At 38.7% G+C, this 12,468-nt stretch carries 9 protein-coding genes; all 9 read left to right on the forward strand.

Going from position 1 to position 12,468, the window contains the following annotated elements:
• The first annotated feature begins 1 nt into the window (after position 1).
• The 9 genes from hisA (at position 2) to LVD51_RS01545 (ending at position 12,390) form a co-directional block, all read left to right on the forward strand.
• Positions 2-742, forward strand: coding sequence for a 1-(5-phosphoribosyl)-5-[(5-phosphoribosylamino)methylideneamino]imidazole-4-carboxamide isomerase (hisA, locus tag LVD51_RS01505; RefSeq protein WP_236969405.1), 741 nt, complete (start codon positions 2-4; stop codon positions 740-742).
• 17 nt (positions 743-759) lie between these two features.
• A complete protein-coding gene (gene hisF, locus LVD51_RS01510; RefSeq protein ID WP_236969406.1) occupies positions 760-1,512 on the forward strand; it encodes an imidazole glycerol phosphate synthase subunit HisF in 753 nt (250 codons plus the stop codon).
• A 1-nt stretch (position 1,513) separates the two neighbouring features.
• Positions 1,514-2,140 carry a bifunctional phosphoribosyl-AMP cyclohydrolase/phosphoribosyl-ATP diphosphatase HisIE gene (gene hisIE / locus LVD51_RS01515; RefSeq protein WP_236969407.1) on the forward strand — a complete coding sequence of 209 codons (627 nt, stop codon included), beginning with the start codon at positions 1,514-1,516 and terminating at the stop codon, positions 2,138-2,140.
• 274 nt (positions 2,141-2,414) lie between these two features.
• Positions 2,415-4,367: an amylo-alpha-1,6-glucosidase gene (locus tag LVD51_RS01520; RefSeq protein WP_236969408.1), complete on the forward strand. Its 1,953-nt coding sequence runs from the start codon at positions 2,415-2,417 to the stop codon at positions 4,365-4,367.
• A 1-nt stretch (position 4,368) separates the two neighbouring features.
• Entirely contained in the window at positions 4,369-5,673 is a 1,305-nt protein-coding gene (locus tag LVD51_RS01525; protein ID WP_236969409.1) for a glycosyltransferase family 4 protein, read from the forward strand.
• Positions 5,670-6,971, forward strand: a complete 1,302-nt coding sequence (locus tag LVD51_RS01530; RefSeq protein WP_236969410.1) for a glycoside hydrolase family 57 protein — start codon at positions 5,670-5,672, stop codon at positions 6,969-6,971. The genes LVD51_RS01525 and LVD51_RS01530 overlap by 4 nt, the downstream gene beginning before the upstream one ends.
• 218 nt (positions 6,972-7,189) lie before the next feature.
• On the forward strand, positions 7,190-9,340 hold the full coding sequence (gene metG / locus LVD51_RS01535; RefSeq protein ID WP_236969411.1) for a methionine--tRNA ligase: 2,151 nt from the start codon (positions 7,190-7,192) through the stop codon (positions 9,338-9,340).
• A 5-nt stretch (positions 9,341-9,345) separates the two neighbouring features.
• A complete protein-coding gene (lnt, locus tag LVD51_RS01540; RefSeq protein ID WP_236969412.1) occupies positions 9,346-11,151 on the forward strand; it encodes an apolipoprotein N-acyltransferase in 1,806 nt (601 codons plus the stop codon).
• 588 nt (positions 11,152-11,739) lie between these two features.
• Positions 11,740-12,390 (forward strand): SDR family NAD(P)-dependent oxidoreductase, encoded by a 651-nt coding sequence (locus LVD51_RS01545; protein ID WP_236969610.1) that lies wholly within the window; start codon positions 11,740-11,742, stop codon positions 12,388-12,390.
• Positions 12,391-12,468 lie beyond the last annotated feature (78 nt).

Consider the following 12,468-nt stretch of genomic DNA (forward strand, 5'->3'; position numbering starts at 1 on the left):
ATTGAGAATTGTTCCAGCTATTGACATTATTGACGGTAAATGTGTGCGTCTAGAAAAAGGCGATTATCAGAAAAAAACCATTTACAATGAAGATCCGTTAGAAGTGGCCAAATCATTTGAAGATCACGGTGTGGAATATTTACATTTAGTGGATTTGGATGGTGCCAAGGCGGGCAAGGTCGTCAATTATTCCATTTTGGATCGAATAGCCAGTCAGACTGGATTGTCCGTAGATTTTGGGGGCGGTGTCAGAGCGGCCGAAGATATCGATACAATATTTGACTATGGGGGAAGTCAAGCTGTAGTGGGTAGTTTAGCGTTTAAAAATCCGGATTTGTTTTTTAGTATATTGACTCAATTTACTTCGGATAAAATCATTTTGGGAGCCGATGCCCATCACGGGAAAATAGCCGTGGGAGGATGGTTGGAAAGCACCGATATGGATGTAATCGAAATCATTAAAGATTATGTTGATCGAGGGGTACAATACATTTTGTCCACTGATATTGAGAAGGATGGGATGTTGAAGGGACCGTCTGTGGATTTGTATAGGGAAATTTTAGAGGTCTGTCCCAAGGCTTATTTGATCGCCAGCGGTGGTGTAACCAATTTAGATGATCTCGAAGAACTGCAGGCCATAGGTTGTGAGTCTGCCATCGTGGGTAAGGCCATATACGAGAATAGAATAAGCTTGAAGGAGATTGAAAATTGGATTTTATCCAATGGAGTAAGCAATAAGTAAAAAATTAAAATAGCCTAATGGTTGCAAAAAGAATAATTCCTTGTTTGGATGTCAAGGACGGACGAACCGTAAAAGGAGTCAATTTTAAGTCGCTTAGAGATGCTGGGGATCCAGTAGCTTTGGGTAAGTTGTACAGTGAACAGGGGGCTGATGAATTGGTCTTTCTAGATATTTCTGCCACCTTAGAAAAACGGAAAACATTGGCGGCTTTAGCCCGCAGTGTGGCCAAGGAGATCAATATTCCATTTACTATAGGAGGAGGAATTACTTCAGTCGAAGACATTGCTATAGCGCTGGAGAATGGAGCGGACAAGGTGGCCATCAATTCGGCTGCTGTGCGCAGGCCAGAACTAATAGCCGATGCAGCCAATGCCTATGGATCTCAGTGTATTGTCTTAGCGGTGGATGCCAAAAATATCGATGGACAGTGGTGGGTACACACTGCTGGTGGCACCAAACCTACCGATATAGAATTGTTTTCTTGGGTTCGTCGTGCTGAGGCCAATGGGGCAGGGGAAATTCTGTTTACTTCCATGGATCACGATGGGACCAAACAGGGTTTTGCAATAGAAGCTTTGGCCGAGATGAATGAATTTTTAACCATACCTTTGATTGCTTCTGGTGGGGCAGGACAGAAGGAACATTTTAAGGAGTTGTTCGATCGCGATGCTGCTGATGCTGCTTTAGCAGCTTCTATTTTCCATTTTGGTGAAATTCCAGTACCAACATTAAAGACTTATCTAAAACAGAATAATATAACCGTACGTTAATATGAAAGAAATAAGCAAAGAGAACATCGCAGATATCGATTTTGATAAGGGGGAAGGCTTGGTGCCTGCCATAGTAGAGGATTCAGTTACACAGGAGACTTTAATGTTGGGTTATATGAATGCTGGTGCAGTATTGGAGACCTTTGAATCCGGTCGAGTCACTTTTTATAGTCGATCTAAGAATCGCTTGTGGACTAAAGGGGAAACCTCGGGAAATTTTCTACATTTTTCTAAAATGTATATGGACTGCGACAATGATACACTATTATTGCGGGTTCGACCTCAAGGCCCAGTATGTCATACGGGAACATCTACTTGTTTTGATTTAGATCCCGAAGCCAAAGTCTTTAACCTTTCGGTATTAGAGGACATTGTGTTAGACAGAAAACAAAACCCCAAAGAAGGGAGTTACACCAATCATTTATTCAGTAAAGGTATCAATAAGATTGCACAGAAGGTAGGTGAAGAAGCTGTAGAATTGGTAATAGAAGCCAAGGATGACAACAGAGATCTGTTTTTGGGTGAAGCTGCCGATTTGTTGTATCACTTTACGGTACTCTTGGCGGAGAAAAATATTCCCCTTGGTGAAGTTTATGATTTGCTAGGTCAGCGGCATCATCAGAAATAGTGAAAAGATAAATATGTTTTTTTTATTTACTATTTTGAATTAAATAGTATTTTCCCTTATAAATATCTAACAAAAATCCTACTTTGTTGTATTTTAAATAGTTATGTTTTGATGTAATCATATCCTAGTTTGTGTATATAAAAGAATAATTATTCTTTTTGTATTAAATTTCTTGTTGAAATTCAAAAACTTTAGAATTTTTTAATGCTATTTTATTGGCAATCATTATTAAAATGATTACCTTTTGGTACCAACAAAAAATTCAATATATTATATGGAGTATTTGACTTTTAATAAGGAGTCATTGGTGAACTTAGAATATTCTCTCAATAGGGAAATTTTAAGTACCAATAGAGCCGGTGGCTATTTGAGTACGACTTTGCCCCTGTGCAACACAAGGAAATACCATGGATTAATGGTTTTGCCATTGCCCGAGTTCAATGGTGAAAATCATGTGTTGCTGTCCTGTGTGGATGATAAGATCGTGACTCATGAAAGAAATTTCAATCTTGGAATTCACAAATTCCCAGAAAAATATAGTCCAAAAGGCCATAAATATTTAGTAGATTTCAAGTATTCACCGACGCCGACATTGTGGTATAGAGTGGGCAATATCCAATTGAAAAAAGAATTGCTCTTCGTTCACAACAAGGAACAGGTGATGATTCGGTATACGGTAGAAAAATCTCCCTATCCGATAAAGTTGGAAATAAATCCTTTGTTGGCTTTTAGAAATGCCCATGCGTTGACCCATGCCAATTTGGTAGCCAATACCAAATATGAAGAAGTCGAACGAGGGGCAGGTTACCAGTTGTATGCGGGATTTCCGACCCTGTATATGCAAGTAAATAAAAAATGTGACTGGGTGGCTAATCCATCGTGGTTTTACAATGTCGAATACAAAGAGGAAGTAGATCGTGGATATGAGGGGCATGAAGATTTATTTATGCCTGGATATTTTGAAGCCAGTCTAAAAGAGGGAGACAAAATTATTTTTTCTGCATCGACAGAGGTGTGCAATGTGAAACAATTTACGAGATTGTTTAATCAAGAAACCAAGCGCAGACCTTCGAAGGCTTCTTTTGAAGATTGTCTGCGCAATTCGGCTTCTCAATTTATTGTCCACAATAAAAAGAAGACTCAAGTTATTGCCGGATACCCGTGGTTTGGCAGATGGGGCAGAGACACATTTATTGCATTACCGGGATTGACTCTGAGTTTGGGGGACACTAAGACCTGTTTAAAGGTGTTGGATTCTCTGGTGGGAGAAATGAAGGATGGCATGTTTCCCAATACCGATTTGGAAGATGCGACCTTGTTTAACAGTGTGGATGCACCACTGTGGTTTTTTTGGGTATTGCAGAGATATTTAGAAGTGGATGAAGATGGTTCGGCTATGTTGTGGAAAAAATACGGCAAGACCATGATGGAGATATTAGATGCCTATACCAATGGCAAAGCACCATATAATATCCAAATGAAGGAAAACGGATTGATCTGGCAAGGGGAAGAGGGATATGCACTGACTTGGATGGATGCTGTGGTTGATGGAAAACCTGTGACTCCTCGTAGGGGGTATGCAGTCGAAATATGTGCTTTGTGGTACAATGCATTGCGATTTACCCTATCCCTGGCTAAGAAAGTGGGAAAAGAAAAGAAAGTAGGAAAGTGGAAAGATATTCCGTCCTTGATTGAACGACATTTTATGGATGTGTTTTATGTGGAGAAAGGGGGATATCTCGCCGATTATGTGGATGAAAATGGACGCAATTTAGATGTTAGACCCAACCAAATATTTGCTATCTCATTGCCGTTTTCTGTCGTAGATCCCGATAGACAGCGCAGGATTGTGGACCGAATAAGGTCAGATCTTTTTACCATAAAAGGATTGCGAACCTTGTCTCCGTCTAATTTTCAATACAAAGGCAAGTACTATGGCGACCAAAAGACCAGAGACAATGCCTATCACCAAGGTACGGTATGGCCATGGTTATTGGGCCATTTTTTTGCATCGTATATCAAAGTACACGGACGTGCTGCTACTATTCCATTGGCAGAGGAAGTGTTACAGCGATTTGAAGACGATATGGTACAATACGGAATAGGATCGATTCCAGAAATATACGAAGGCGATCCGCCACATTATTCGAGGGGGGCTATTTCCCAAGCATGGAGTGTGGCTGAAGTCATTAGAATTCTAAAATTTATTCAAAAACATAAGAATTAATATGAAGGTACTGATGTTTGGTTGGGAATTTCCACCCCATATTAGCGGTGGCTTAGGTACAGCATGTTACGGATTGACCAAGGGAATGCTAAAGCAAGATGTAGAAATTATTTTTGTAGTCCCGAAGTCACATGGCGATGAAGATCAATCTCAAATAAAGTTGGTCTCAGCCGAAGAAGTTCCATTGTCCATTGAAGAAAAAGATTTCAAATATTTTAAAGAATATTTTCAATATATTGAAATCGAATCGGTATTGGTTCCTTACGTAGATCCAGTAGAATACGAAAAATGGAAGGACGGTGGTTCTAGTGAATACAGCTGGGACAATGTAGTAACAACCAATCAGACATTGACATTTTCAGGAGAATACGGTTTCGATCTATTGGGCGAGGTGTCGAGATATGCTCTTATCGGAGCCAGTTTGGGAGAACGCAACGATTTTGATATCATTCATGCTCACGATTGGCTGACCTATCCCGCGGGAATTGCGGCTAAGCGAGTATCGGGAAAGCCCTTGGTTATTCATGTACACGCTACAGAGTTTGATCGCAGCGGAGTGAATGTAAATCCCGCCGTTTTTGAAATCGAGAAAAAGGGAATGGAAATGGCCGACACCGTAGTGGCGGTGAGTCATTGGACCAGAGAAATAGTGATTAGTAAGTACGGAATTGATCCCGCAAAGGTGTTTACCGTACACAATGCAGTGGACTTTTCAGAAGCAGATGGAATGAATTCGGTCAATAAATCAGTTCGGGAAAAAATTGTTACTTTTCTGGGAAGAATAACCTTTCAGAAAGGACCGGAGTATTTTATTGAGGCGGCTAATAAAGTCATTTCCAGAGATAAAAATGTGCGTTTCGTCATGGCTGGCAATGGAGATATGATGAATAGAATGATCCGAAGGGTGGCCGATTTAAATATCAGTACTCACTTTCATTTTACCGGATTTCTCAAAGGAGATGACGTGCCTCGGATGTTTGCTATGAGCGATGTTTATGTTATGCCATCGGTTTCAGAACCATTTGGCATAAGTCCTTTGGAAGCCATGAGATCCAGCGTACCTGTCATTATATCCAAGCAATCTGGAGTGGCGGAGATTTTAAACCACGCCATTAAAGTAGATTTTTGGGATGTCGATGCCATTGCTGATTCTATTTATGGTATCTTAAATTATAATGCCCTGTCTTCCACCTTTAAAAAATATGGGCAGGAAGAAGTATTTAACTTAAAATGGGAAAATGCAGCCGCAGAGGTGAAAAAATTATATGATCAAAAAATAAATGAATATAAAAATTTCAATATATGAAAGCGATATGTTTTTACTTTCAAGTACATCAGCCCTATAGATTAAGACGGTATCGATTTTTTGATATAGGAAAAAGCGATCATTATTTTGATGATTTTGCCAATGAGAGGATAATGAGAAAGGTAGCTGAAAAGTGTTATTTGCCCACCAATCAGTTGATGTTGGACCTCATTCATCAACACGGAGATAAATTTAAAATTTCATATTCAATAAGTGGTACAGCGCTTACTCAATTCAAAGAGTACGCACCAGATGTGTTGGCGAGTTTCCAGCGTTTGGCAGATACGGGTTGTGTTGAATTTTTAGCAGAAACCTATAGTCATTCCCTTAGTGCGCTGAAGAGCAAGGAGGAATTTGAACGCCAAGTAAAAACCCAGGTTACTATGGTCGAAGAATTGTTTGGTCAGACACCGAAGGTGTTTAGAAATACTGAACTTATATATTCTGATGAAATAAGTAATATGGTATATGAAATGGGATATAAAGCCATGTTGACTGAAGGAGCCAAACACGTATTGGGATGGAGAAGTCCCAATTTTATATACAACAGTGCGACATCTCCAAAATTGAAATTGTTATTGAAGAACTTTACCATGAGTGATGATATCGCTTTTCGGTTTTCAAATCGCGCATGGGAAGAATGGCCATTAACCACAGAAAAATATGTGGACTGGTTAAATCAAATGGACGACAATGAGGAAGTAGTCAATTTGTTTATGGATTATGAAACTTTTGGTGAACATCAATGGGCGGAAACCGGAATCTTTGATTTTATGAGAAAGCTTCCTGAGCAGGTTTTTGAAAAATCTAATTTCACTTTTAAAACACCATCAGAAGTTGCCGCTACCTATCAGCCTATAGCTCCAATGAACGTCCAATATCCCATATCTTGGGCAGATGAAGAGCGAGACTTAACGGCTTGGCTGGGCAATGAAATGCAAGACGAAGCTTTTGATCGATTGTATTCCCTAGAGGAGATGATTGAAAAAATTGACAATCCCAAGTTGAGACACGATTGGCATCTATTGCAAACCAGCGATCATTTTTATTATCAATGTACCAAATGGTTTAGCGATGGCGATGTACATAAATATTTTAATCCCTATGATTCACCCTACGAAGCATTTATCAACTATATGAATGTGCTATCTGACTTTATGACCAGGGTAGAAGATGAAATTGCAAGAATAGAGTCGAGTAAATCATTGCCAACCTCTGAAAAAGAAGTGGTTGCAGAAATCAAAAAATTGAAAAAAAGGTTGAAAGAGTTGGAGAAAATGGTAAAAATAGAATCCTAGGCAAAAATTGCAGTGGATACTGTGGATAAATTATTTTTAGAAAATATCATTATTAGCAATCTCTAATTTTTTATTGTAATGGTTTAAAATATAATGTAATGAAGGTGGTATAGACTGATCTCGTTAAAATGTAAAAATAAAGAATCGAGGATTATATTTTAATGTAGTAGTTTAATTAATGCAAAGCCATTATATTCGTGCATTAATTCATTATTTCTATGCAGAACACATTTTACCCTGAACGATATTTGGTTACCGCGGCACTTCCATACGCCAATGGTCCCTTACACTTAGGTCATTTGGCTGGAGCTTATTTATCTGCCGATGCCTATGTGAGGTTTCAACGCCTTATGGGCAAGGACATTGTTTTTGTATGTGGGTCGGATGAATATGGCGCCGCCATTACCATTCGCGCAAGAAAAGAAGGTGTAAGTCCACACGAAATAGTGGATAAATATCACGGATTAATTAAGGAAACCTTTGAAAAAGTAGGTGTTTCATTTGATATTTACCATCGGACTTCTGCCGATATTCACGCTGAGACTTCTCAAGAATTTTTTCGAACCCTGTATCAAAAAGGAGAATTTGAAGAAATCCAATCGGAGCAATATTACGACGTAGAGGCCAATATGTTTTTGGCCGATCGCTATATTTTGGGAACATGTCCCAATTGTGGTCATCCAGAAGCCTATGGTGATCAATGTGAAAATTGTGGCAATTCGTTAAGCCCCAATGAATTAATTGATCCTAAGTCAACCATTTCTGGTAGCGTTCCAGTGATGAGATCAACCAAACACTGGTATTTACCCCTACAAAAGAATGAAGAATGGTTGCGAGATTGGATAAAGAATGGTGAATTGGATAAGACCTTCCACCACGATCCCAATATGTGGAAAAAACATGTGGTAGGGCAGTGTATGTCATGGTTAGATGGGGGACTACATCCTCGATCGATGACCAGAGATTTGGATTGGGGGGTTGATGTACCTCAAGAAATTGAAGGATCAGAAGGCAAAAAATTATATGTGTGGATGGATGCTCCTATCGGATACATATCTGCCACCAAACAATGGGCCAAGGATAATCAGAAAGATTGGAGAGATTATTGGCAAAAAGATGATGCAGCATTGATCCATTTTATAGGCAAGGACAATATCGTGTTTCACTGTGTAATCTTTCCCGCTATTTTGAAGCTTCACGGGGATTTTAATTTACCAATAAATGTACCAGCCAATCAATTTTTGAATTTGGAGGGACGTAAATTATCTACTTCCAAAGGTTGGGCTGTTTGGGTTCATGAATATATTGAAGATATCCCCAATAGGGTAGATGAACTTCGATATTCCCTGTATAAAAATATGCCGGAACAGAAGGATTCGGAATTTACATGGAAAGGCTGGCAAGAGGCCAATAATAACGAATTGGTCAATAATCTCGGTAATTTTGTCAATAGGGTCTTGGTGTTGACCAATAAATACTACAACGGTGTAGTCCCCTCATTTGACCCAGATATTGATTTTATCGGTAGCGAAGGTCCAGATATGCCGACTTGGCACGATTCTGAGATGCTTACTCTATTCGACAAGATGGATGAATATTGTCAATATGTCCGACAATACGATTTTAGATCGGCACTGCGATCCATCATGGATATTTCTTCTGCCGGCAATTTAATATTGCAACAGAATGAACCTTGGAAATTGGTCAAAGAAGATCCTGAAACCGTCAAAGTCGTCATGAATATCTGTATGCAATACGTGACTGCCCTAAGTGTGATCATGGAACCGTTTTTGCCCTATACTTCTAAAAAACTTAGAAATATTCTCGGATTAGAGGAATTAAAAGGCAAAGGAGAGTTGTTGGATTTGTTGGGATTGATTGCCGAAGGTGAAATGGCTATAGATCTCGATCATCAAATCGGAAAAGCAAGTCATTTGTTTTCTCGGATTGACGATGACGTTGTCGATCAGCAAATTGAGAAATTGAAATCGAGAGATGCTGAAACAAAACAAGTTGATGAGGTCAAAACCGAGACCTTTCAACCAGAAATCCAGTATGAGGATTTTGTGAAAATGGATTTAAGAGTAGCAGAAATAACCAAGGCGGAAAAAGTGGCCAAGGCAGATAAATTATTAAAAATAGAATTAAAGGTAGGCAGCGAAGAAAGAACGGTTGTCTCCGGGATAGCGCTTCAATTCAAGCCTGAAGAAATCATAGGTCAAAAGGTAACCTATTTGGCTAATTTGGCACCTCGAAAATTGAGAGGTGTAATGTCTCAGGGCATGATATTAATGGCCGAAAACGGAGATGGGAAGCTCGGGTTTTTAGCACCACCAGCCCATATACCGTCAGGCAGTAAAATCTCATAATTGCTATGAAGCTCAGCCAGCAAAAATATCGTTTTATCCAGTATGGTATGATTGTCCTCGGGATATGCGGTATGGCCTATTCCCTACAACAAATGTCGGAAAAACTGTTGTGGGAAAGGTTGCCCGAATACTTATTCCTGTCATTTTATTTCACAGTTCTGGGCTTGGTATTGACTTTTGTGAAGACTTCCAACAAAGATGTCTGTTTTAAATATATATTGCTGACCATGGCTAGTGGTCTAGGACTAGGCCTTAGTTTTCCTCCATACGGGATAATCCCATTTGCTTTTCTGTGTTTTATACCGATCTTATATCTCGATAAAAAAAGGCAGGAGGGCAGTATCTCTGGTCGCCAATTTTTTATTTTTCTCTTTAATGCCTTTGTATTGTGGAATATTGTGGCTACTTATTGGGTTGCCAACTCTGCTTTGGCTGCTGGAATAGTAGCTATTGTCCTCAACAGTTTGTTGATGACCCTACCTATTATATTGGCCAATTGGTTGTATAGAACCGTTACGATCAAAGAATATTACGGACTTATTTGGACAGCTTGTTGGTTGTTGTTTGAGTTTATCCATTTGAGATGGGATATTTCTTGGCCTTGGTTGACCTTGGGCAATGCCATGTCTTCGGCACCTCTATTGGCACAGTGGTATGAATTCACCGGAGTCTTAGGTGGATCCGCTTGGTTTTTGGGAGGAAATGTACTTTTGTTTAAATTGTTTTATATCAATATTATTCGTCGACGAAAATTGGCAATTACCCAATTGATCCCAGTCGCATTGTGGTTATTTATACCGATGATTGGATCTTTTTGGATTTATTCTCAAAGTGAATATTCTTCCAATTCAGGCAAGATATCGGTCATCAATGCTAATTTTGAACCCCATTACGAGAAATTTTCGGCCAATGCCAACGATAAGTTTAAGGTCTTTGATGGTCTTATCGATGAAGCCCTCAAAGAACAACCCAATCTTATACTACTGCCAGAGACTAGTTTTGACAGGGTGTATATTCACGATTTAGACAATCAATCAGCAGTTAAATTTCTCAGAGATAAGGTAGAGCAGAGTCGGGAAAATACCGCTATACTGACTGGTATCACTGCGCTGAAAATTTTTGGCCAAACTGAAGTTTTGCCCGATAGATCCTCTATTCGTACTTCGACAGATAGACTTGGTGAAGACTACCATTGGGAGGTGTACAATTCGGCATTAATGGTTCAACCTGATGAGATAGACCTTTATCACAAACGCAAATTGGTTCCTGGTGCGGAAATTTTTCCCTATCGCAATTTGCTTTTCTTTTTTAAACCTATTGTGGATGGTTTAGGTGGTTCGATATACGGATATGGTCGTCCCCAATCCAAGGATGTATTTACTTTTCAAAATATTAATATAGGTCCTGTTATTTGTTATGAGTCAGTCTATGGTGATTTTTGTAGGAAATATGTGTTGCAGGGAAGTAATGTCTTAGGCGTGGTCACAAATGATGGATGGTGGGGTGACACTGAAGGGTATAAACAACACTATGATTATGCCAAATTACGTGCTATTGAATTGAGAAGATCGGTGGTTAGATCGGCTAATTTGGGTAGATGTGGTTTTATTGATCCCAATGGATTGGAAATGCAAGCTCCGAATGACTACGATGAACAGGCGGTATTAACTCAAATTGTACCTCTGAATAGCGAACTTACTTTTTATGCAAAATGGGGAGATTTCCTCGGTCGTTTTAGTCTTTTCCTCCTCATCTTTATTGTGTTGAAGGCCATTGTCGAGAAATTAAAGAGTTTGGGTAGGCCGATATAAAATGAATCTAAGTTAGTTAAAGAGAAAAGTGTGGAAAATTCTTTTAACTAATACAATTGCAAGAAGTTGATGGTCGAGGTGGAATTCGAAGTCTGAGTTTGCTAACCGTAATAGTTATTCAAAGCACTCATCCTGTCTCAATTCTCAGGTGTTGGAGAAGATCTATTACCCAGTCAAAACATTTATTACGAAAGAAAGATTGGACATTGATTTACTTCCTTTTGAATGAAAATCATAACTTTTTATACTGAAACAATATGCAGTTGCCTGATGATTTATAATAAATTCATTTGGTATACTACTACTACTACTACTACTACTACTTGCGAAATTTCTCAAGGTTATATAAATCCAGTTGCAAGGCAAAAAGTAGATTTGCCTATAGCTTTCATAGATTTGGAAAAGGGAATGGAAATATATAGGGCCAACTTTGTATTCTAATTTTAAACAAAAACAATGGAATCAAAAAAAGTATGGTTTATTACTGGAGCATCAAAAGGTCTAGGATGGGCATTAGCCAAAAAGTTATTAGCAGAAGGATAAAATGTAGCCGCTACTTCAAGAAATAAAGAATCCTTAATTGCTGCTATTGGAAAAGAGGATAAAACATTCTTACCCACTGAAATGGACTTAACCCCAAACCAAGATGTTAGAAAAGCTATTGAAGCTATTCTTAATCATTTTAACCGGTTAGATGTTTTGGTCAATAATGCGGGCTATAGTCAGATTGGGACATTAGAGGAACTTTCCGAAGATGAAGAAGAAAAGAATTTTAAAGTAAATGGATTCGGTTCATTAAATGTAATTAGAAATGCTACCCAGGATCTACGCAAACAAAACTCTGGACATATTTTCAATATCGCAACCATTGGATGTTATACAGGTAATTTTGCAGGTTTCGGAGTTTACTGTTCAACAAAATTTGCGGTTGCTGGTTTTACCGAAACATTGGCAAAAGAAATGAAACCATTTGGCGTACATACAACTTTAGTTTATCCAGGTTATTTTAGAACTAATTTTTTAGCTGAGGACTCTGTTCAAACACCTGCTAAACCCATTGAAGACTATATAAGTGCTCGTAATATGGAAGAAGCGCACTTAACAGTTATTAATGGTAATCAACCCAATGACCCAAAAAAGGCTGCCAAAGTTTTAATCGCTTTAAGCAAACAAGAGCAACCGCCCATACACTTAATTTATTGGAGAAGACGCCCTATCATTATGCAAATCTTAAAATAGAAACGGTGCAGAGTGCCATGGCAGAAAATAAAACTTTAGCTACTTCAACAGGGTTTAATTAAATGAAAACTTTAATAA

It is taken from the genome of Membranihabitans marinus (genome assembly GCF_021729155.1).
Lineage (GTDB): Bacteria > Bacteroidota > Bacteroidia > Chitinophagales > Saprospiraceae > Membranihabitans > Membranihabitans marinus.